The 23,361-nt window shown below is 47.0% G+C and carries 19 protein-coding genes and 2 pseudogenes; 18 read left to right on the top strand and 3 right to left on the bottom strand.

Features of this window, described 5'->3' with window-relative positions; all coding sequences use genetic code 11:
• Window positions 1–108 precede the first annotated feature (108 nt).
• Window positions 109–357, top strand: a complete 249-nt coding sequence (locus CI959_RS20560; protein ID WP_008779539.1) for a helix-turn-helix transcriptional regulator — start codon at window positions 109–111, stop codon at window positions 355–357.
• A gap of 504 nt (window positions 358–861) precedes the next feature.
• Here the strand turns inward: CI959_RS20560 and CI959_RS20550 are convergent.
• Complete coding sequence (locus tag CI959_RS20550; RefSeq protein WP_057316995.1) at window positions 862–1,746, bottom strand: AraC family transcriptional regulator; 885 nt, start codon at window positions 1,744–1,746, stop codon at window positions 862–864.
• Window positions 1,747–2,058: 312 nt separating this feature from the next.
• On the opposite strand from CI959_RS20550, the gene CI959_RS20545 reads away from it, so the two are divergent.
• From CI959_RS20545 to CI959_RS20465, 16 genes and pseudogenes are all read left to right on the top strand, one after another.
• A complete protein-coding gene (locus tag CI959_RS20545) occupies window positions 2,059–2,691 on the top strand; it encodes a hydrolase (protein WP_008779541.1) in 633 nt (210 codons plus the stop codon).
• Between the two features lie 128 nt (window positions 2,692–2,819).
• Window positions 2,820–3,242 carry a YceI family protein gene (locus CI959_RS20540; protein ID WP_009274835.1) on the top strand — a complete coding sequence of 141 codons (423 nt, stop codon included), beginning with the start codon at window positions 2,820–2,822 and terminating at the stop codon, window positions 3,240–3,242.
• 152 nt (window positions 3,243–3,394) lie between these two features.
• Window positions 3,395–4,255 (top strand): pirin family protein, encoded by an 861-nt coding sequence (locus tag CI959_RS20535; protein ID WP_008779542.1) that lies wholly within the window; start codon window positions 3,395–3,397, stop codon window positions 4,253–4,255.
• Between the two features lie 416 nt (window positions 4,256–4,671).
• Entirely contained in the window at window positions 4,672–5,802 is a 1,131-nt protein-coding gene (locus tag CI959_RS20530) for a porin (protein ID WP_057316996.1), read from the top strand.
• 6 nt (window positions 5,803–5,808) lie between these two features.
• Window positions 5,809–7,042: pseudogene (locus CI959_RS20525) on the top strand (glycine betaine/L-proline ABC transporter ATP-binding protein).
• On the top strand, window positions 7,039–7,863 hold the full coding sequence (locus CI959_RS20520; protein WP_008779546.1) for a proline/glycine betaine ABC transporter permease: 825 nt from the start codon (window positions 7,039–7,041) through the stop codon (window positions 7,861–7,863). The pseudogene CI959_RS20525 and the gene CI959_RS20520 overlap by 4 nt, the downstream one beginning before the upstream one ends.
• Window positions 7,864–7,889: 26 nt before the next feature.
• Entirely contained in the window at window positions 7,890–8,753 is an 864-nt protein-coding gene (locus CI959_RS20515) for a glycine betaine ABC transporter substrate-binding protein (RefSeq protein ID WP_034527028.1), read from the top strand.
• Window positions 8,754–9,233: 480 nt separating this feature from the next.
• Window positions 9,234–9,830 carry a DUF3575 domain-containing protein gene (locus CI959_RS20505; RefSeq protein ID WP_057316997.1) on the top strand — a complete coding sequence of 199 codons (597 nt, stop codon included), beginning with the start codon at window positions 9,234–9,236 and terminating at the stop codon, window positions 9,828–9,830.
• 47 nt (window positions 9,831–9,877) lie between these two features.
• Entirely contained in the window at window positions 9,878–11,362 is a 1,485-nt protein-coding gene (locus CI959_RS20500; protein ID WP_036632496.1) for a DUF3868 domain-containing protein, read from the top strand.
• Between the two features lie 54 nt (window positions 11,363–11,416).
• Window positions 11,417–12,946 (top strand): Mfa1 family fimbria major subunit, encoded by a 1,530-nt coding sequence (locus CI959_RS20495; RefSeq protein WP_008779550.1) that lies wholly within the window; start codon window positions 11,417–11,419, stop codon window positions 12,944–12,946.
• A 141-nt stretch (window positions 12,947–13,087) separates the two neighbouring features.
• On the top strand, window positions 13,088–14,077 hold the full coding sequence (locus CI959_RS20490) for a FimB/Mfa2 family fimbrial subunit (RefSeq protein ID WP_034526856.1): 990 nt from the start codon (window positions 13,088–13,090) through the stop codon (window positions 14,075–14,077).
• A gap of 52 nt (window positions 14,078–14,129) precedes the next feature.
• Complete coding sequence (locus CI959_RS20485; protein ID WP_008779552.1) at window positions 14,130–15,377, top strand: hypothetical protein; 1,248 nt, start codon at window positions 14,130–14,132, stop codon at window positions 15,375–15,377.
• A 54-nt stretch (window positions 15,378–15,431) separates the two neighbouring features.
• Window positions 15,432–19,016, top strand: a complete 3,585-nt coding sequence (locus tag CI959_RS20480) for a fimbrial protein (RefSeq protein WP_057316998.1) — start codon at window positions 15,432–15,434, stop codon at window positions 19,014–19,016.
• Between the two features lie 104 nt (window positions 19,017–19,120).
• Complete coding sequence (locus CI959_RS20475) at window positions 19,121–19,936, top strand: AraC family transcriptional regulator (RefSeq protein WP_009274846.1); 816 nt, start codon at window positions 19,121–19,123, stop codon at window positions 19,934–19,936.
• Window positions 19,933–20,604, top strand: a complete 672-nt coding sequence (locus CI959_RS20470; RefSeq protein WP_008779555.1) for a hypothetical protein — start codon at window positions 19,933–19,935, stop codon at window positions 20,602–20,604. Before CI959_RS20475 ends, CI959_RS20470 begins: the two co-directional genes overlap by 4 nt.
• Window positions 20,605–20,899: 295 nt before the next feature.
• Window positions 20,900–21,082 (top strand): annotated as a pseudogene (locus CI959_RS20465) (6-carboxytetrahydropterin synthase); the annotation flags it as partial.
• A gap of 177 nt (window positions 21,083–21,259) precedes the next feature.
• Here CI959_RS20465 and CI959_RS21980 read toward each other — a convergent pair.
• Complete coding sequence (locus tag CI959_RS21980; RefSeq protein WP_010185023.1) at window positions 21,260–21,391, bottom strand: hypothetical protein; 132 nt, start codon at window positions 21,389–21,391, stop codon at window positions 21,260–21,262.
• A gap of 135 nt (window positions 21,392–21,526) precedes the next feature.
• Here CI959_RS21980 and CI959_RS20460 point away from each other — a divergent pair, with 135 nt between their 5' ends.
• Window positions 21,527–21,793 (top strand): hypothetical protein, encoded by a 267-nt coding sequence (locus tag CI959_RS20460; protein ID WP_009274849.1) that lies wholly within the window; start codon window positions 21,527–21,529, stop codon window positions 21,791–21,793.
• A 117-nt stretch (window positions 21,794–21,910) separates the two neighbouring features.
• On the opposite strand, the gene CI959_RS20455 is transcribed toward CI959_RS20460, so the two are convergent.
• On the bottom strand, window positions 21,911–23,314 hold the full coding sequence (locus CI959_RS20455) for an MFS transporter (protein WP_034526859.1): 1,404 nt from the start codon (window positions 23,312–23,314) through the stop codon (window positions 21,911–21,913).
• Window positions 23,315–23,361: the final 47 nt, after the last annotated feature.

The raw sequence follows: 23,361 nt of genomic DNA, 5'->3' as shown, positions 1-23,361 counted from the left end.
CACAATTCAATATAATAGTAAATATATTAGTTGTAACCTATCATATTTTGATTTAGCAGTTAATATATTTACCCTTGCAGCGAGACAACGAATCACGTCACCCAAGCCATGGCTAACCCAGAAGTCATAGCGGATTTAGTCAAACGATTTAAGGAATATAGACTAGCCTATGGGCCCACCCGGCAAGAGGCTGCCGAGAAAGCCGGTGTCAGCCTTATCACCTTGCGCCTGTTTGAGAATGGAAAGGTCTACAATATCGATATGGGGAACTTTCTTTTCCTATTACGGGTAGTGAACTGCTTGGAACAGATGGACGGCCTACTGCCGGTACCTGTTTCAGCATATACAATGGAATAAATGATGAATAAAAAAACCGAAAAGGATAAGACATGGGAAATAATGTTGTGAGTGTTAGAGGGGGGATTGACATCTTTTCACCTTAGTATCTCCGACCATAGGAGAAGCCATGAAACACTGCTTGCCCACCGTCATCGAGCCATACGAAACAAAGACAGTTTTCAGGTATCAGAAATCAACGTTATCGAGGACACCCGGCATGACTTTCGTATCGAGGCCATCATCAACGGAAAGCCACAAAAACACGTTGTCGGGCGTAAAAGCGATTTAGCCGCTGAAATCATAGCCAAAGGCAGAAACAAAGTACCCGTTGAAAACAAGAAAGGCTTATGGAACGGTTGTTTCTGCCTTTGGTTAGAAGAAAACAGCTAGCATTTGGCTTGACGGGAAAATTAAGCCCGTAAACTGCCTTCTCGTGAATAACCGGCCTCGTACCCTAAAAAACAATGGCAGGAAGAAGCTAGATAAGAGAGAATATACAGGTGTTCAGGAACAGATAAGTGTTTATTCTATAGAGGTTTGATTTTTGTTACGAAAATTTAGGGGTGACATTCCGGTTCCTTTCTTAAAAAACTTTCCGAAAGACGATTGATCCGCAAACCCCAAACTTTCCGCAATACCTTTTATTGCCAAATCTGTAAACGTCAACAAACGTTTAGCTTCAGAGAGAAGGGCCTCCATTATATAGATATTTACTGTCTTTCCAGAAACCTGACGTATAATCCTTGAAAGATAAGGACGGGACACATGAAGCCTGTCCGCATAAAAAGCAATGGTATGTTCATGTCGGTAATGTTCGGCCAATAATTTTCTGAACAAGCGGAACAGTTCGTCAGGACGGCTGATCTTTCCAGAGGAACGCGCACTTTGATTGTCAACAATTTTTGTTATTTGTAATAATAGGAAATTGACCAAATGACTCATCATTTCAACAGGATAATTAAAAGTGAGGCTATGAACCAGTAGCTCTAATGTTTTATGCACATATGCAAAATCATCATTATCCAACTGTAAAGCCAACGTCATAGAACCAGCGTTATAGAGGCTTTTATACGCATAACTTCCTACTGCTAATGAGTCAAAAAAGGAAGGTTCTATACATATACCATAGGAGTTAAATTCCATGCTCTTGGATTTCAATGAAACAGACATCCTGGGAGTAACGAGAAGCATATCACCTTTTTTTAAGGTAAGGGAATGGCAATTTATCATGAATTTGGCCGTTCCACTCTCTACCAGCATATAATAGAAAAAACCGGCATGGAACATCCTACGTTTATAGTTATCAAGAATTTCTTCTATATTAAGGATATAGACTCCTTGATTATATATGGTTGTCGATAACGTTCCCCGTATCAACTCCAATAGTGTATCTTTGGTATGATCCATGTTGTCAAAAAATCACATAATTAAATGATAAAATTTCTTAGAATGGTCAGTCTCTCAAATTAGAATGTCCGATAAACAAAATCAGCGTCCATCTAAAAATGCGAACGCAAAATACAAAAAAAAATCAAATATGCAAATGGGATAATCATCTTCACATCTCCGGCAAGGTGTATCGTGATGGACTAAATACCGCTCTATTAGGAACACATCGTAACGGAGAAAATTCACGAACTTTGTCGTAGTAAATAGATTCTGAAAAACAGAGGATATCATCATGTCAATAATTATTTAACGACTATAAAACATTATACAATGAGCAGTATTAAGCCTATTAGAGATCCTAAGACGGATCATTTGTTGACACCTGAAAATTCAGCGTTGTTAGTAATTGATTATCAACCAATACAGGTTCATTCCATTACTTCTATGGACAGACAGAAATTGGTGGAAAATATATCTAATGTATGCCGGATTGCTAAAGGTTTCAACGTCCCGATTGTCTTAACTACGGTAAATGTCGCCACTGGTCTTAATACGCCTACCATTCCCCAGATCAAAAAGGTCCTTCCGGACCAGCCTGAGATCGATAGGACCTCAATCAATTCATGGGAGGACAAAGATTTTCAAGAAGCGGTCAAGGCACTAGGGAGAAAAAAATTAGTGATTTGTGCGCTATGGACAGAGGCGTGTCTTTCTTTTCCCGCTTTGGACTTGTTGAAAGAGGGATATGAGGTATATACCATTGTTGATGCTGTTGGTGGCACATCCGAAGTAGCCCATGAGATTGCCCTTAGGCGGATGGAGCAGGCCGGAGTCCGTCTGACCTCCGTTACGCAATATATTTGTGAACTGCAAAGGGACTGGGAGCGTAAGGAGACTGTTCCTGTGTTTGTCCAGGGATTGTTGGATAATGGTTCTTTCTTCGTTGAGACCCTTAAGGAATGATATGGTCGGAAGGACTATAAAAACGAAGGCGGGTTTATTCTCCTGAAACCAGATGGAATAATATACGCCTTTCAAAAATGTTATTTGATTTATGATAGCACTAATTTTCATCTTGTTATTATTTATTTATGATAACTACCAACCTCAGTGCACTGGCTGCCATATGGAAGGATGATCCCGATCATACTCGTATCGGTTTTGAGGTGAAACATGCGGGGCTCTCCTTTGTCAGCGGATATTTCTCGGATTTTGACATCTCTGTAAGGCAGGCAAATGACGATTATAAGAATACGCATATCCTGGCGGAAGTGCAGACCACGAGTATAAGTACGGGCGTGGTGGCACGGGACAACCATCTGCGTTCTCCAGATTTTTTTAATGTGGAGGTCTTTCCCCTAATGACATTTAAAAGTACAAAGATAAAGATGGAGAAGACCAGGAAAGGAAAAATATATGGAGACCTTACACTTCACGGGGTTACCCAAAGGATAGAGCTGGAAGTACTACTGATAGGGAAGAGGAAGAGTCCCGTATCTAAAAAGACACAGTAGGCGTTCGTCTTAGCGGCAAAATCAAACGCTCAGAGTTTGATCTCGGTCTTAAGTTTGTTCCGGCCATGATTGCAGACGATATACGGATTATTGTGGACTGTGAATTCACACATGAATAGAGAAAGGATAATTAATATTGAAATGACAGCAATATGAGACAAAGAAAAGTGACCCGAATTGTAAGGGGACGGAACGCAGTTGACGGGGCGGGTGTGCGTCTGCGCCGTATATTGGGGGATCGGACGATACAGGATTTCGATCCGTTCTTGATGCTTGACGGTTTTGACTCCACCAATCCTCAGGATTATATAAAGGGATTTCCCTGGCATCCTCATCGTGGAATAGAGACCGTAACCTATTTAGTCAGCGGAACAATGGCGCATGAGGACAGCCTGGGAAACAAGGGGGTGATCCGCTCTATGGGCTGTCAGTGGATGACCGCCGGATCCGGGATACTCCACAAGGAGATGCCGCAGCCTTCGGAAAGGCTGCTCGGGTGCCAGTTGTGGGTAAACCTGCCCGCTACGAAAAAGATGGTGCCACCTACATATAGAGATATCTCGTTAACCGATATCCCGGTGGTGGCCGATAAAGCGACCGTCCGTATCCTATCCGGTTGCTATCAGGGGATACGGGGGGCTCTGAACGGTTCGCACGCCCGGGTTACATATCTGGACATAACCTTGCCTGCCGGCATTTTATGGAGCTACGAGGAGGCCCACAATAATGAGACACTATTTATCTATTTACTGGAAGGCTCGCTTATCCCCGATCCGGAACAACGGTCGATCGAGGATAAGGGGTGCGCCATATTATATTCCGTTTCCGCTCCTGGAGAAAGGACACATGAGCCCGTGGTTGTGAAGGCCGGAGCGGAAGGCGCACGTTTTCTCCTGCTCGCCGCCAGTCCTTTGAGGGAACCGGTCGCCTGGGGAGGTCCCATCGTCATGAATACCCACGAGGAGCTGCGAGAATCTTTCGAAGAATTGAGGAACGGAACGTTTATCAAATGAATCTGAGAAGAGTCAGATACTTTCCGCCATGTTTAGTATGAATCAAGAGATTTGGTTTATAGACTATGTCTTACGTGTCAATATTAAAATATATGTTTTCTGTAGCGAGATAATGTCGAAAACATTACAGGGTTAGTGGAAAGAACGGGGGCTGCCGGTTTTCTTGCATTTTTAAAAGCTCGGTCCCACATTTTCAAGGGTTCTCTTGGGTTAAATTTGGTATATTCATTTGCTTTTCTTAACTTTGCAAAAGTTCGCAGGCGAAAACCAACTACTTTTTAAGTACATTTAGTTCTATTTTACGCATTGGATAACTTTTCATCCTCTCTTAGAAATTACGCAGGGCCTGCTTTAAGAAAATCATTTTATAAACCATTGCAAGGTATTGGATAAATGCCTTGCCAAAACGTGACTTTATGCGATATAAAGAAAGTTTGCTATTGCCATTCCTTTTGGCGATAAATATCATTTTGCCTGTGACAGCGCAGGAAAAACCGAGGTTAAAAATAGGAGGCGCACTCCGGTTCAACTACAATTACTCAGACTGGAAACCGGAAAGCCGGAATCGTGGCGGAGAATTCGACTTCGACGTGCTCCGTCTGAACGTGAACGCTTCCTATAAAAAAATCGATTTAGCGGTGGATTACCGCTTCTATCCCTCTTCCTCGGGAGGCGGCATGCTCAGGGAAGGTTGGATAGGCTATCGTTTCAATGATTCACACCGGTTACAGATAGGCCTGACAACGGTCCCTTTCGGTGTCCTGCCTTATACGGGTAACAATTATTTCTTCAACCTGAACTATTATGCCGGTCTTGAGGACGATGCGGACATGGGGATAAAATACCTCTTCCATAAGGACCGCTGGGAGTTGTCGCTCGCCTATTTCCAGAACGCCGACCTTTCCGGGACCGGAGGAGACTCGGAACTGTCCGCCAGCCGCTATGCCTATGACATCGCCGGATGCGATAAGGAGGCGCATCAGGGCAATATCCGGGTGGTATATCATTTCGGAAACTTGTGGAGACATCAACTCGGAGGTTCGGTTCTTATGGGAGGTTTGTATAATATGGACACACGAAAGACAGGACTCCGTACCGCTTTTGCCCTGCACTACGTAGCCGACTATCGGCGGTGGAACCTTGAAATGCAGTATACCAACTATAATCTCAGACCCGTGCGGGCTCCAGGGGAAGACAGAAGTGTGGTGACGATGGCGGCTTACGGGTCGTCTTACCGGATCGCCTCCAGGGCGGATATATATACGGTGTCATTGTCCTACCGGATCCCCGTGAACAAGTGGTTTCTGGACGATATCTGCCTGTACAATGATTTCAGCCTACTCAACAAACGCGTCGCCGGGTTTAATGACAGCCTGGAGAACGTGACGGGGTGTTCTTTGGCGATAGGAAAGGTCTTCACCTACATCGACTATGCCGTGGGGAGGAATCACGCATGGCTTGGCGACGTATGGGACGAAGCCTTTGCCGGTGGAACGGAAGACAACTGGAATGTCAGGTTTAATATAAACATAGGATATTATTTTTAAAGGATTATGGATAAAAATAAAATTGAGATCAAGGATTTGTATTTGATTTTCGGCTCTGAAAGGAACAAGGCTTTCAAGATGCTGAAAAAAGGGAAAAGTAAAAGTGAGCTCCTGAAGGAGACCGGATGTACGGTTGCCGTGAACAACGCGAGCCTCTCTGTCCGGGAAGGTGAGATATTCGTGATCATGGGACTTTCGGGAAGCGGCAAGTCAAGCCTGCTCAGGTGTATCAACCGCTTGAACAGGCCCACTTCCGGTGAGATACTGATTAACGGGGAGGATATCGCCGGAGTTCCGGATGAACGGTTGCGTTCCCTGCGCCGGAAGGAGCTGGCGATGGTTTTCCAGCATTTCGGGCTGATGCCCCACTATACCGTATTGCAGAACATCGCTTTCGGACTCGAGCTTCAAGGCCAGGAAAAGAGGGAACGCGAGCAAAAGGCGGCGGAAAGCATGCGTCTGGTCGGGCTGGACGGATACGCCGACCTGATGGTCAACGAGCTGTCCGGAGGCATGCAGCAACGGGTGGGACTGGCACGTGCCTTAGCGAATGATCCGGAAGTCCTGCTGATGGACGAGGCCTTCTCCGCCTTGGACCCGCTGATACGGGTACAGATGCAGGACGAGCTGCTGGCCTTGCAAGTCGAAGGTGAAAAAGACCATCGTATTTATCACGCATGACCTGGAGGAGGCTGTCAAGCTCGGTGACCGTATCGCCATCATGCGTGACGGGGAGATACAGCAAATCGGTACCTCCGAGGAGATCCTGACCGATCCCGCCAATAAGTACGTGAGGTGTTTCGTGGAGAACGTGGACCGCAGCAGGATTATCACCGCCGCATCCATCATGGTGGACAAGCCTATGGTGGCAAGGCAGGGAAAAGAGGGACCGGAGGTCCTGATCCGGAAGATGAGAGAACGTAAAATAACCGTGTTGCCCGTAGTGGATCCGGATGGCATACTGGTAGGCGAGGTCCATCTGAAGGAACTTCTCCAATTAAGGAAGGAGCGTATCCTGAACATCGACTCTATCGTAAGGAAAGAGGTACACTCCATATTGGGCGATACCGTGGTGGAGGACATACTCCCCCTGATGACGAAGACCAACTCGCCCATCTGGGTGGTCAACGAGAAACGGGAGTTCGAGGGAATGGTACCGCTCTCGTCGCTCATTATCGAGGTGACGGGAAAAGACAAGGAAGAAATCAATGAAATCATTCAAAACGCAATAGAATTATGATAAATATAGGAGAATATATAGAAATGGCCGTGGAATGGCTGACTGAGCACGGCGCATCGTTTTTTGACCTGCTGAGTCTGGGAGTGGAAGGTGTTATCGACGGGATACTGTGCGTCCTGCTCGGGATACCTTTTTACATAACCATCGCGATACTCACTTTCCTGGCGTTATACAAGAGTGGCAGGGGGACAGGGATCTTCACCCTCCTGGGGCTGTCGCTCATTTACGGGATGGGATTCTGGGAGGAGACCATGCAGACCCTGGCCCTGGTACTCTCCTCCACCGGCATGGCGCTGCTGCTGGGAATCCCCTTGGGGATCTGGATGGCAGGCAGCGGACGCTGCAACAAGATCTTGCAGCCGGTGCTTGACTGCATGCAGACCATGCCGGCCTTTGTCTATCTGATACCAGCGGTGCTATTTTTCGGACTGGGAACGGTACCGGGAGCCTTCGCCACGATCATTTTCGCCCTGCCTCCGGTAGCGAGGCTCACCGCATTGGGCCTCCGGCAGGTGCCGAAGAACGTGGTGGAAGCCGCCCGCTCTTTCGGGGCCACTCCCAGCCAGCTCCTGTTCAAGGTGGAGCTGCCATTGGCATTACCCACCATTCTCGCCGGTATCAACCAGACCATCATGATGTCGCTCTCCATGGTGGTGGTAGCCGCCATGATCTCAGCCGGAGGCCTGGGGGAAGTGGTCTTGATAGGTATCACCCAGATGAAGATAGGCATGGGATTTGAGGGGGGTATTGCCGTCGTGATACTGGCGATCGTACTTGACCGGATCACGCAGGGAATGGCTCGAAAAAAACAAAAGGAATGACACATATAATAAAAGACAGAATGATTATGAGAAACAGAACGATACTTTTCACGACCCTGCTGGCCGTCACGATATTCTTCTCGTGCGGTAACATATCCGACAAGAAAATCCGCATCGCCTATGCGAATTGGGCGGAAGGGATAGCGGTCACCTATCTGGCCAAGGAGATCCTCTCGGAACAGGGATACAGGACCGAACTTTTGAATGCGGACATCGCCCCCATATTCACCTCTCTGGCAAGAGGCAAGACTGACGTGTTCATGGACAGTTGGATGCCGGTGACCCATGCCGATTATTTTCAGAAATACGATGGTAAGCTGGAAATCCTCGGGCAGATATACGACAGCGCCCGTATCGGGCTTGTGGTACCTGAATATGTCCCAATCCACACGATTGAGGAACTGGGTGCCCATACCCAGCGGTTTTCCGGGGAGATCGTGGGGATTGACGCCGGTACCGGCATCATGAAATGCACGGAGAAAGCCATCCCTGAATACGGCCTGGATTACAGGCTCATGATCTCCAGCGGTCCCGCCATGACGGCATTGCTGAAGAAGGCCATCGACAAGAAGGAATGGATCGTCGTGACCGGCTGGACCCCGCACTGGATGTTTGACCGCTTTCGCCTGAGGGTGCTGGAAGACTCGAGAAACGTTTATGGGGAGGCCGAGCAAATCCATTCCATCGCTAGGAAAGGATTCAGTAAGGAGCATCCGTTCGCTGCCGCCCTTTTGGGAAATATCCACCTGTCCGATACCGAGATCAGCTCCCTGATGCGGGCCATAGAGGAAACCAGCGGGACCGAGACTAGAGCCGTACGCCAGTGGATGGACGGGCACAGGGATTTGATAGACAGTTGGATTCCGGAAAAGGACGAATACAGCCGATGAACATCACGATGGAATGGATGGCCAGGCTGTCCACGGCCCCTCTTTTAGGTAGATCTCCGGCCCCGAAAGGGGAGATCGTTCTAAAGATACCGGTTTCCGCACTCGTTCTCTCGTTGCATCGGGAAGTGCCTCGCTCTCTTGATGTCGGTACTATCATATTTCAGAAGGACCTTGTTCGTTCTAATGCTGTCACCATTGCGTGCATGGAATAAAAAAATACGACACGGCTACAGATACGATGAGAGGATTTGTGGTATGATGAAACTTGTACTATTACTGCGAACGGAATGGCAGAAACCATCAAGAATTATGTCTTATTGTTGATATTACGGACATAACTCGTTCAAAATGACTTTTATCGATAACTAATTGTCTGTTTTATGTAACAAGTGTAGCATTATGCTTTTATAACTTTGCATCATCAAGAATTAACGTTATGAACCAAACGGTTCGGTCGCTAAAAATAATATCAGTGTCAAAATGAAAAAAAGTATTTTTTTCTTCTTCCTGTTATTCAGTTTGCCAGTTTTTTCACAAAGGGTTGCGATAAAGAACAATCTCGTATACGATGCGCTGTTGACTCCCAACCTCTCGCTGGAGTTCTCTCTGGGGGAAAAATGGACCCTGGATACCCAGGTGGGCATGAATTTTTTCTTCTATGAGAACGATCCCACCGCAGATGGATACAAGACAAGGAAATGGAGCCATTGGCTTGTGCAACCCGAGATACGATATTGGGCTTGCGAGAGATTCAACGGTTGGTTTCTCGGGCTGCACGCGCATGGAGGCCAGATGAATGTCGGTGGGATAAACATCCCTTTTATTCTTCAGAACAAGCATAAAGAGATGAAGGCGCACCGTTATGAAGGCTATTTCTACGGTGGCGGCATCAGTGCCGGTTATCATTGGATTTTATCCGACAGACTCAATTTTGAAGCCGCTTTGGGGATAGGATACGCGCACGTGAGATATGACAAGTTCAAATGTACGGCTTGCGGACAAAGGACGGGGAAGGGAGGCGCCGATTACCTCGGCCCGACAAGAGTCTCTCTCTCAATTATTTATATACTTAAATAAAACAGGCCTTGGGCAAAATTAGTATAAGATATAAAAATATGAAGTGAATGAGATCGATGCATTATTACATAAAGCTGTCAGCAGTCTGTGCCTGCCTTGGTTTGACGGCTATATTCGGGCAGGCCCAGGAGGTCGTTGAGCGGAACCTATCACCATTACATTGGAGATATGACGTGAGGGTCAAGCGGAGCGCAAACGGAAAAAGCCTGCGTTTTTCCCTGCATGTGGACGCCATGACCCGGTTGGAGTCACAGGACGTTCTTGTCATCTATCCATCACTGGTTTCCGCCAGTGGGGATGACAGGATCGATTTCGCGCCTGTCGGTATTGCGGGCAGGATACGATATAAGGCCATTACGCGGTCGAAGGCTCTCGGTGAGAATTCCAGGACATCTCGGTTCGACAATGAGCTCCATCCTTTTTCGGACATAGAGGAGCAGGGGGGTTCCTTTCAGGAATCCGTCCCGTTCGAACGCTGGATGGCGGATGGCCATGTTACGGTGAGAGAGGAACTGCTCGGTTGCGTGGGTTGTGGCATACGTGAGAATCAAGGTACCGTGGCTGTCATTGACCTGCCTGTTTTCAAGGAGGAGGATTATGCGTATGATTTCCTCGAGCCGGAAAAGGTGGCGGTCAAGTATTATAAAGACTCCTTTGACAGCAAGGTCACTTTTCCCGTAGCGAGCTACGAACTGAGAAAGGCCTTCGCGAATAACGGGCAGGAGCTCGCCCGGCTGGAAGGATTCATATCAAGAAGTCTGGAAATAAAAGGGGCCGAGTTAAAAGAGGTCCTCATAGAGGGCTTCGCCTCTCCCGAGGGTAAAGCGGAATATAACCAGTCACTGGCGGAAGGGCGTACCCTAGCGCTCTCGAATTATATCTCCGGAAAATACCCCGGGCTTAAAAAGGCCGCGACTTACCGGACGGTCGGTGCCGGAGAGGATTGGGAGGGCCTTAAAAAGCTCGTAGGTATTTCTCCCCTGTCCAATAAAGAGGAATTGCTGTCTATCATAGACCGATATCCAACGGATACGGAGCGAGAGTCCGCCATACGTAACTTGGACAACGGCAGGACCTACGGCATCCTCCTAAAAGAGTTTTATCCGCAACTCCGCCGTACGACCTTTCGTTTCAGTTTCGACGTAAGGGCTTATACCCAGGAGGAGTTACCTGAAATATTTGCCACGAGGCCGGAATGTCTGAGCTCACACGAGATGTACCAACTCTCGGAAATATATCTCATGCGGGGGGAGAATCCTCTCCCTGTCTTCCAAAAGGCGTACGAACAGTTTCCTGAGGATGTGGTAGTGACACTAAACTATGCCAACGCCTTGCTAAAATACGGGAAAAAGGCGGACGGTGCCTTACGGGTGTTGAGCGACGTGAGGAACGACAGCCGGGCCCTTTTCCCGATGGCGGTCGCCTATCATATCAAAGGGGACTGGAGAAAGGCGGAAGAATTGCTGAAGGAGGCTTATAAGCAGGGGGATGACCGTGCCAGGGCTTTCTATGGCGAAGACGCTTATGAATAAAGTTAAGACTTTATATAACAACAGTTAATTTATTTATTCACTAATTTTTAAGTTATGAAAGGAAAAAAATTTCTTTTAGCAGGCGTTGCTATCCTAGGTTTAGGCATGACGTCCTGTAATAATGACGATGTTCCTTCGGTAGGGAATCCTACCGAAGGAAGTACATTCGTAGGAATGTACATCTCTACCATGAAAGATGTCATGACCAGGGCGGTAAATGACAGCCAGGGAGATTACGCGGGTAGAGCAGATGAGAGCACGCTTGAGTCTTTACGGCTTATCTCTCTTGGTACGCCTCGGGACTGGACGCTAGGAAGCGCTGACGAGGAGAATAAATTCTGGGAAACGACACCGGCCGGAACTTACACGGTCGCCCCATGGAAAGCCACCTCGGGCTCCCAAGCAATGGCGTTGTTGTTTAACAGGGGCTCTCTTAATCCCGGTATCGCAACGGCCACGAACGAGGAGTATGGAAGTGCGGCTACCGCGGTGGCCGACATCGCGGCTCTCGCCACGGATAAAAAGTTCGTGATGACCTCGAAGGCCGAGCAGAAAACCATCAAGGACAATATCTCCGAGGAAACAGTCAAGACAGGCACGGGAGAGGCTCAGAATGTATTCTCCTTTGACATGGAACGTGTCGTGTCGCAAGGCATGGTCACAAAAGGGGGAGACCTAAATGCGGAAACAGCTGACGGAAAAGGAAGTGTTGATCTTGATAACCTCACGTATGCGGCTATCAACGGCGCCGCAAAGACATATCTTTTCCGCAACCATGCAGGAGATCGTACAATCACAGCGGGAGACGGGCTTTACAAAGATTTCACATCCGCTATTGATGACTATGCTGATTTTCAAAATGCCCAAGATCCGAACGGTACAGCCAAGGATTATTTGATCCGCTTGGGAAACCTCTTGCCGGAAGAGACTTCAACAGCGGATGATCTTGGCATGTACGCGGCCAAGGCGGTTGCGGCAGATGCTACCGAGGCTAAAAAGGTGGCAGGTATTTATTTCTTGGAGAATTCCGTAAAAAAGGAGGCACTCACACCTGACAATAAGAATTTCGGTTACTATCGCCTACCGTATGCCAAGGTCTATACGACTTATACTCCAAAAGAGGTATTGCATTGGGATCAAGATCAAAAGAAGTTAATCAGTAAACCCGGGGTAAAGGGCGAGACGTTCTATCGAGGAGAAGGCGATGGGCTGATCTATGCCAGCAAGGAAGCCGCAAAGAAAAGCCAGTTGAGCCCGGATCAAGGAGCCTATACCTATACGAACGGAAGATGCGCGTACCGTGCGTTGTGGAACCGTCAAACAAACGCTGATGGAAAAACGATTGTGAACGCTAATACTCGTCGTAACAACACCTATCTGTTGACAATTACGGCTTTCCAGGGCCTAGGTATGCCGTGGGATCCTTCCGATCCTAAAGATCCGTATCTGCCGAAGCCTGATCCAGACCCTACAGAACCAACTAATCCTGAAAATCCGGATATCGAGAAAGAAGAGACCTACATGCGTGTCGAGGCCAAGGTACTCCAGTGGAACCTCGTCTCACGTGATATCGTTCTTGAATGATATTTAGATAAGAGGTAAACTCAGCCAACAATTTCTTACATAACCTTCTGAGAGGGAAGGGGGAGTCTTTCCCCCTTCTTTCTCCAACAGACAAATAAATTAACCTCAAACGGTTAATAATCCAAATATAAGCTATATCAAATGAGAATCAGAAGCGTACATCCTGTCACATTTATCATGTTGCTGGCCTGTTATCTTATTGGTTGCGATTCAGCCGTATTCGACAATTTGAGTGATTGTCCGCAAGGGGTCAATTTCCATTTTTACAGCCAGACCCCTTGCGAACAATTTCCTAATTATCCGTCAGATATCAGGCAGGTCCGGGTATTTGCCTTTGACGAGAAAGATGTGCTGGTGAGCGAATTCTCCGATAAGAAGGCGGTTCTTTCGGCGGATTATTCCTTGCCCGTCACTTTGCGGCATACGGGGAAACTTACGTTTGTCGCATGGGGGGGCCGTGACCTGGAGGCTTATGATTTTTCGGGTTTCAAGGAAGGCGTCACGACCAGGCAGGAAATGTGGGTCGCGCTACGGTTGAAAGACAGAAGGGTCTCTTCAGCCCCAGGGCCTCTGTACGTCGGGCTAGCTTCCATATCGCTGGAGAATCGGGAGGATATGGGAAGCGTATATGAACGGGTGGCCTTCAATATGCGGGAACTGACATACCGGGTACATTTTACCATCCGGCCCATCCCCGATCCATTCCCTATGGACGAGGAATTCGTCATAAGGGTAGAAGATGATAACGGTGTTTATGACTTTAACGGGCAGATCGCCCTTTGCGAACGTTTTGAGTACGTGGCCGAAGCCACACGTGATACGGACGGGGTGTTAAAAGCTGACTTTACGCTGATGAAGCTGGAGGAAGGCAGGAACACGCTCGTATCCCTAGTCAACAAGACAACCGGGGAGATCCTTTATACCGCCAATCTGGTGGATGACATCATCATGTTCCGGGGTGATTCGGGAGAACCACCGTATAGCCTGGAGTGTGACCATGATTTTCCCATAACTCTGAAACTCAAGTACGAGAAGGAAACATGGACACTGGTACAGGCGACCGTCTTGGATTGGAATGTCGTCTCCCGTCCCGTAGAGCTAGGTGCTGATATCATCTCAGGACAGATTTAAGATCCGTGTGGTATCAGAAAGGAGTTGAGATTATTATAAAAAACGATATATAATGAAATACGGAACTGTGATAAGGTTGTTGACAGCGGCCTGCGTGGTAATTGTACAATTGACTGGATGCTCGCCAGATACGGAAGATATGAAAAGATCTGTTACGGGTATTCCTATCCGGATCGTGGCGGAAATGAACAAGGGCACCGGTGCTTCCCGGATGACGAAAACCCCTGTGCGTTCAGGGGGGGAATGGAAGGAGAACTATATCGGTGCGGAGGAATACGAGAAAACCGTCAAGCATGTCCTACTCTTCGCTTATAAGAACATCGGGACATCGCCGGAGAAAGTCATTTTCTATTATCCCCAAGGCACTGCCAATCCACTGGTAGGTATAACCGGCATTGACCATTTCGAGATGAGAGAGATGGGAGGAATAAACGTAGGGGACTCCGATATAGCCCTGGACCTGGAGCTGATGGGTGGTAATTATAATTTTGTCTTATTGGTCAATTGCGAATCCGGATTGAAAAAGATCCGGGAAGAGCATATGATTCCGGATCCGAGACTGCTGACGGAGAAAACCGAGATTTTCACGTCCGACGATCTGCAAGGAGAAAACCGGAAGTATCTTCCCATGGTGGGCCAATGTAATTTTCACGTTCCGGACAATATGGGCGGCAATGACAGGGTAACCCTTTCACCTAGCATACTCTTGGAACGCACGCATGCCCGTATCGAGTTTATCCTTACGACGGTTGATGACGCGGGAAACTACCTGTCTCCCTTGTTACCGCTTTCCAGAGTGACGAAACTCTCCTTGAATAATGAGACCAGCGGTTATTCCGTCCTGCCTTCCGCCGGGGAATATACCGCCACCGGTGGCGGTAACCCGGATATCAGGGGGGTGGACTACACGGGAGATCCCCTGTTGTTACCGGAAAGGCCCAGTTTTCACGAAGGTGCCAACGAGGGCTCCGGAGAATCCGCCTTTGTGGCCAAATGTAAAGGAAGGCTGCTCCCATATACGGGAAAGACACCTCGCTATATCTACGTGGCCCCGGGAGTCTACGGGAAAGAGGAAGCGCTGGCCTTGGTACTATCCATCGATTACCGGACGGGAGACCCCGATGAGACGTACAAGATCGAGCTCCATAACCCGGATCTTGGGCAAGATGACAAGGCATATTACAATATCCGTCGTAATACCATCTACCGTGTCTTCTCCACGCTGAAAGGGACCAAGAACATGGAGTACGACGTTGTCGTGGATGAATGGGAGGATACGGAGGTGGCCATCCCCTGGTAACAAAGACGCCACTCATGTCATCAAAAAGAGAAACAGTTTAAAGAACAGATACATATGAGAATCAAACATTACACTTTGCTATTCGCTTTCTTGGCGATATTTATGGGAATACCTCTCATACAAGGGTGCAGCGACCCCTTGGATGAGCATGGAGACAGAAGAACGGAAATAGCAACCAAGGATGGCTGGAGATCTGTCACCATGTCCGTCGAAGGGCTTGGGCTTCGGAATCCCTTGACCCGCTCCCTTACGCCGGAGGGAGAGAACGAGACGGCGGCGGAGAGGATCAGGGTACTTGTGTTTGACAAAGACAATAAGTTCTCATACGAGGCCAAAGTGACATCTTTCATTCCTTCCGGCGATCCGGATGATAAGAAAAGCAAGGGTACCATGACCCTGCTGGCGAAAAATACCTCTTCGGGCAATACCAGTACTTTCGTGGTGCTGGCCAACATTGCCGCGTCAGACGAGACTGGGGCGGAAGAGTTGACCGGAAAAACACGGGAAGAGGTCATGGAACTTTTCACATTCTCCATGCCCGACAAAGGGGAATGGAAGGACGGGGAGCTCCCGATGTGGGGAATCTCGGATCCGGTCAAGGTGGATCACAGTTCCGGCGCCGTTCCAAAACTCGGGACCATCTACCTGATCCGTGCCGTGGCACGTGTGGATGTAGGGCTTAAACTGAGTGACACGTCGGAAGGGGCTTCCACGTTTGACGAGAAAGCCGAGGGCATTGAGGGGATAACACTGACTAAGGTATTTTTTTATAATACCAATACAAAAGGACGGATCTCTCCGTTCGAGAGCGAGACTTATTGGGATCAGGCCAATAGAAAGGCGAAACAGCCTTCCATTCCTGATCCCGCTCCGGCCGTAACAGGAAAGACCGACAGGACATCCGCCATAGCGGATGAGAAAATATTATTACGTGAAGTCTATGTTCCGGAGGCGGCCAATACCCCGACGGGTGCCACGCAAGGAGCCAATGGAGAGACACTTCCGGAAGAGGATACGGAAAATTACTTGAGACGCCCCTATATCGTTGTCGGACTGACCGGCGCGGACAAGAGTCGTCCCGACAAGGAGACATTCTTCCGGATAGACTATTTGAAACGTACGGGAACCGAGGCCGACGCTACATACGAGTACCTGCCCTTACTGCGAAACCACCGTTACTTGGTGAACATCACGGCGGTGGGTGGCCCGGGATTCGACACGGAAGAGGACGCAAAGAAAGGGCCGGCCGCCAATATCATGTACAATGTCGTGGTATGGAACGAGTCCACAATGTCCAATGTACAGTATGACGGGCAATATATGCTGGGGGTCAGCGATGATCATTTCACTTTTTATAGGGAGGGAGGTAGCCTGACGGCGAAAGTGCAGACTTCCTGGCCCGAGGGGTTCACGGTAGAGGGGCTGCCCGCATGGATCAGCTATTCCATAAAACCCTCGGAACCAGGAAAGTCAGCACCGACCGACGAGAAAATCGTGACCTTTACGGTCACGGAGCAAGTGGACACGGACCGCACGTGGCCGGAAAAAACAGAAGATGCCCAGAACGCGCTGAAAGCCGCTTATGTGAAAGCGGGCCGTATGAAATGGTTCCTTGGCTTTGAGCAGTCCAAGGATATCAATGTCACCCTACGGATCTTCGCGGACGAGGCGTGCAGCCAGCCGCTGGAGTTTATCGAGGTCAACCAGTACGGCGAGAGCTATGGGCAGCCTGGTAAGGTGATAATGAAAGACGGACGAACGCTTACGGCGGAAGAGGCCGGTGCCAAGGTCACTTTCTATGTGAAGACAGAGCCCCATGACCTGGAACCCGTTTTCCATGCCGAAGCCGCCAACCCGTTCAAAATAGAAAAAGCGGATCAACTTGCGGGAGGGATATGGAGATACACGGTGACAGCTCCCGATATCACGGAGAATCTGGAGTATTTCGATAATTTCAATACTACTTATGTCTTCACCATAACACATGCGGGAACCGATAGAAGCGCATCGGGAAAACTCAGCCTCTTGCAGAAAGAATATAATGCCATCCCCTTCTTCGACAAATGGCTGCATCAGTCATTGCTGGTGTCCAGCAACAGTATCTACCTGATGGACGGCAAACAGAAGCAATATTATGTCAAGGCCAACAGCGAATACAAGATCGAACTGGTTTCCGCTTTGTCCGATAACGGAGCGGGTGATGTGATAGAGACGTTCACTCCTTTCTATGAGAAGGATCCTTCTCTTTCCGGAAAACCAGTTTCTTTCACGGCTGTTGACGATATCACAACCTCACGTCTTTACTCCGGAAAGGCGAGATTCAAAATTTATTCCCCTGACGGTCTTTTCCCTGAGAGAGAGTTCGAGGTGGAACTGGTTTCCGGAATAGTGCAGCCTGAAGCGAATACTTATATGCTCAAAGCAGGTGCAAAGCAAGGGATATTTATCCCCGTTTCCCGCGTGAATACCGCCTATAGGTATTATAACAAGCTTTTGGAACATGACGCTGTTTTGAGTGGTAAGCAAGGGCTTCCCGGAAGCAGATCAGACTTCATGCTGAATAAACTGGATGAAGATGATGACTGGAAAGTCAATATCGTGTGGACGGACATTCAAAAGCCCGACGGGCAGAATGACATAGAGCGAGCAGGACTCAGTGAATTATCCGAGCAGGGAGGTTCCGGACCGGGTTCATATATCTATGTCAAGCCCGGACAGAAACCGGGGAATGTGCTGATAGAGATTAAGTCAGGAAAGATCAAGGGGAATCCGACACTTTGGTCCTGGCACATCTGGATAGTGGACAAGTATCCGACGGTATTGGAGGTCGGTAAATATGGAGGAGACGGACCGGAGACGGTTCAATTGATGTCGCATCTGTTGGGGGCTTACGAGAAGGTTCATTCACAGTATAGCGCTGACGAGTTTAAGGAATTTGGTATGCAATACCAATGGGGCAGGAAAGACCCGTTCCCAGCACATGATGTTCGTGTCAATACGAACTTCTATGACGGCAACGGCAAGTCTTTTGATTTCCTTTGGGAACAAAGGGGAAATGATGTGGATTATGGAAAAACAGATGCTCAGCAAGCGAGAGGGGCCGCTCTTACGATGAAGCAGAGCATTGAACATCCAAGCGCCATCGTCTCTCATCAAAGTTTCTGGCTGTATGAATGTTTCCCGCATGGGATGGTTAATAATTTCAAAGATCGCTGGGTGTTCCTGTATCCATGGAACCAGCCTTCCCTGACAGGGAATCCGGAGGATGTAGGCGGAAAAACCGTATTTGACCCTTCTCCTTACGGATTCCGGATCATGTCACAAAAAGAGGCCGTGACTTTGAGATACGCATATTATTACGAGAGCAAATCCGGAATACAGACACCTCTGCCCGGAAGTATTTATGACGGCTCCTTCTTAAGCGGCTATACAGGGGGTAACGAAGTCATTTTCGCCGTGGCACAGGCCAGGAGCGAAACTCATGCGGGCCGTTATCTGCTCAATTCCACTGGAGGTCCTGCCGGCTGGGCGGCCGCCTCCAATACAAGCACTGTTTACAGGCGTTGTATGACCTTCTCCGTACGTCCGGTCATTGACCCGGATATAACAGATGATTATAAAAAATATTTACCTGAATAGAAAATACCCGTGCAGGTAGCGCCTGTACGGGTATATAAACAGTTTGAAAGAAGAAAGTGAAACTATTATATTTGAGAGAACATTTATGTTGTTCGAATTATCAGATGAATTCAGATACCGGATTCTCCTGCCACCAACTGGACAAGGATGATGTATACCAGATTGACAACAGCAAGTCGTCCTGTGCGCTCTTTATGATTCAAGGTCAGGTAAATCTCGATTTAGGGGAATTTTATGAGGGGGAGATGGAACAGGGACAGATGTTGTACATACCACAGAGTATAAAAGCCCAGATAGAATCCATAACAGGTTCGAGATGTATTCTCTTGTTTTGGGATAAACACATAAGCACATGTGATAAACTCTTCTTAAGCTCGTTATCAATTAAAGAAAATGATACTGATACGAATGATGTTATACTTCCGATCAAAAAGCCCTTGATGAATGTATTGGAGTCCGTCAATCTATATCTGAACGCAAGGCTGCTTTGTAGGCATATGCATTTACTAAAGCAGCAGGAACTGCTCCTGGTCTTGAGAGGTTTTTATACAAAGAAAGAACTGGCGGCTTTTTTTTCCGCATCAACCAATATCAGGGAATCATTTGAAAGATTTGTCTTGGATAACTATAGAAAAGCAGATTCGGTCAAGGAACTTGCCGACTTGTACCATATATCAGAGCGATCTTTTAACCGAAAGTTTCATTCTTGTTTTGGGGAAAGCCCCTATCAATGGATACAGAAGAAAAAAGCGAGACATATACAGGAAATGATTAATAACCCAGAGCTCTCTTTTAAAGAGATAGCCGGATATTTTGATTTCAGTACGTCTTCACATTTCACGGCATACTGTCAAAGGATGTTCGGAATGTCCCCCAGCGAGTTGAGAAAGAAAAATAGAGATAAATGGATTAAGAAATGAAGAAATCGGAAAACATTCAAATAACAGAATTTGATAAGAAGGCAAATGTACATAATATGGAGTTATTGCCAGTGGTATGCTTACCGGTTTACAAGGAGATTGTAAAGGAGATGGCAGAATTGATTGAGGACAAACAAGCACGGGAAGTCTTTTGTTCCTTATCTTCAGGTAGGGATCTCCAAAGTGTTTCACAGATAACAGGCATTTCGTCCAAGAACCTGGTATCCATGTATAAAAGGGGGCTTCGACAGATCCATTTGAAGTGGAGACCTTATTCAGAATTAAAACGAGAGTTAGACCATATGTATATCAAATACCGGAATAATGAATTTCTTTTGACACATTCTGAGGAGGTTCCAAAAAAGAATTTCAGATATGTAAAGATTGTTTGGAAAGAGCAGGATATTCCAGCGGAATATGTGGATATATTAATTACCCCTTTAAGTAAACTGGATATAAACTTCAGGGTTTTACGTGCACTCAGGAAATATAATATCTACCAATTAGAAGATCTTTTAAGGTTCATTAAATATAACGGATTTGATGCTTTATACCAAATGCCTAGCGTAGGCACTAAATCTATTGAACAATTATATGAAAAGCTAAAGGATAAGAAAATTTTAGAGGATCAAGACACTTGTTTTTTATTTCCTTATCTTTTTGTATAAATATGTCACACGGATATACAATACATACAAGTTTGTCTGGATTTTATAGGTAGACAATGCGCTGTCTTTCGTAGTATCGGGTAAGCCGGCGTCAGAAACAAAAAACTTGTGAAGCGGTTGCTGTTATCTCTAACGAGAAGAAAAATATAATATTTTTTTAACACTATATTCAGAAAGCCCGGTAACAGCTATTTGTCGAAACGCTCTCCTACGGATCTCATGCAAAATATCTTTCACCGACAAGTCCAAATTATCCTAAATAAACACAATGTATAATCTTTAAACAGTAAAGACAATAAGAAGTATTACGACATTCGAATTGCAATATGCACATCGGTTCTATGGCTTCCAGGGTGAAGCGCAGTATCTCCATGGGCACACAGGCGTGTTGACCATTGAAGTGGAGGACACAATCAACGAGGGCGTGAACATGGTTTACCCTTGCAACGAGATCCAAAAAGTGGCATGGGAAGTATTATAAAAAGAACATGTTTGGTTGTTTCTATGTCTATAATGATGGGATTACTCGTATAAGTGATGATAAACTTTATTTTAACAGTTCCCAACTCCGTACTCCACAACCAACTGCACAAAGCGACTTACGCAGTTTTTCCTCTACTTATGATCCTTGCTACGTCTCTGAAAGCACCGACTGTCAAACCACCTTCCGTAGTATGAAAACATTCAGCAATGTCAAGTTCAAGGTTCTCTTTCCGCCGGAAGAGGCAACCAAGATGGAAACCAGCAGCATGACTGTGTAGTTCACTCCACTTTCGGCTGATTTCATTTCAAATCATCCTGTTACCGGTAATCAACATGGGTGTTTTTACCCAGAAATCAGTATTTAAGGGACATATCACAGTGGTGCGGAAAAATAGGACGGTTGTTTTTCTCTGCTTAGTTGAAAGTAAAAGACGGGGAGGTGAAACGTGGGACAGTTGCCACTATTTCCAAGAAAGACAACCGTGTGAGATATAAACAGGAGTCGGCAGAGTTGTGTGACGATACAGCGATCATTTTGTCCTCCCATAAGAAGTCGGTCAATTATAAAGGACGTATGATTTATTATGCCGATGAAAAAGCGATGTATTGGATTCTGGATGAGTTCGATAAAGAGCAGGATATCATTCCCTCGGAAATGGAGATGAAAGGAAAGTGTTATTGGTCAATAATTATGGCAACAATATAAAAAAATATCGGTAATGACAGCAGCTGTTGTTTCTAATGGTTGCAGTTGTTGTTTTCTGTCGCTCGTTTCCCTATAAAGTATAGAGTTGTATATAGGGTATGCCTATAAGTATTCAATTTATTTGAATCCTTGTAATGGACGTGGTTGTGAAATTCTCAGGCAACTGACTATTGCGGCAACAACAGCAAAACCAGTTGCTGAATACAGACATGTTTGCGAACTGTTGGTTGGAACTAAATAGAATATCATGGCAACTTGTGTCGCTCCCAGTGTTTGCCCCAGTAGACGGGCTGTGCCCAACATACCGCTCGCTCCTCCACTACGGTTGGATGGAGCGGAGGAGATGATAGTACTGTTGTTGGGTGTCTGGAATAATCCGAAACCGGATCCACAAATGAACAGCCGCCATATAATATCCACATTAGTAGGGTTGGAAGGGAGTACTGCGAGCAGGAAAAGTCCTGTAGCAAATATTACCATGCCGATACCTCCCAGTATTCCGGCGTGGATACGTTCTACCAATCGTCCGGCAAGCGGAGCCATAATCATTGTCGCTATCGGCCAGGGAGTAAGGAGTAATCCGGTTGTCACATCGCTATGTCCCAGAGTTCCTTGGAGGAAAAAGGGGAGGGAGATCATGGCTAGCATTTGTCCGGTGAAGGAACAGATGGATGTGCCGATAGACATGGAGAAAATGGGGATACGCATCAGGTCAACTGGTAATAAAGGAAATTGTTGGCGTAACTGGCGGCGTACAAAGAAATAACCGATTGTCAACAACGCAAATACCCCGACTATGATCAACGTGGTGTTTTCTTTATGGGTAATACCCTCTAATGAGAATATAAGTAAACCAAAGGTGACTGCATTCATCAGACAACTGAACTTGTCGAAACGGCGTCCGGTTAATTTTACCGGATTGTCAGGCAGGTATATCAGTCCGATTACGAGTGCGGCAATTCCTATTGGGATGTTGATGGCAAAAAAACAATGCCATGAACCCAAAGAGAGAATAATCGAAGCGATTGTCGGTCCGGCAGCAGTCGATATGGCAATGACAAGGGCATTGATGCCCATTCCGCGACCAAGAAAACGTTTGGGATAGATGATCTGGAGTAGCGCCGTATTCACGCTAGTGATTGCGGCCGCTCCGAATCCTTGTAAAATACGGGCGGCTGTCAGCATCCAAAACGAGTCGGCACAAGTACAGATCCCTGAGGTGATGCTGAATAGCAAAACGCCTGATAAGTAAATCCTCCGGTAACCGTAAATGTCTCCCAATGAAGAGAAAGAGAGGAGAGAAATGGTAATCGCTATTTGATAAGCATTTACTATCCAGATCGTTGCGGACGGCGAAGTTCCCAGGTCGCAGGCGATGGTCGGTAAAGCCACATTGGCGATTGTAACGTCTATCACAGATATTCCAACTCCTAGGGCAGTGGCTAAGATAGCCCAATAACACTTGGATAACGGTAAACCGTCGTTCTCATTTACAGGTATGGTGTGATTTTGCAGTATCATATAGTCATAATTCATTACTATCAACTAAAAATGGATAGAGTTAAAAC

The sequence above is a fragment of the Parabacteroides sp. AT13 genome, from assembly GCF_002272965.1.
GTDB lineage: Bacteria > Bacteroidota > Bacteroidia > Bacteroidales > Tannerellaceae > Parabacteroides > Parabacteroides distasonis.
Note: the sequence above shows the minus strand (reverse complement) of the source record. Positions and strands in the feature narration are given on the sequence as shown.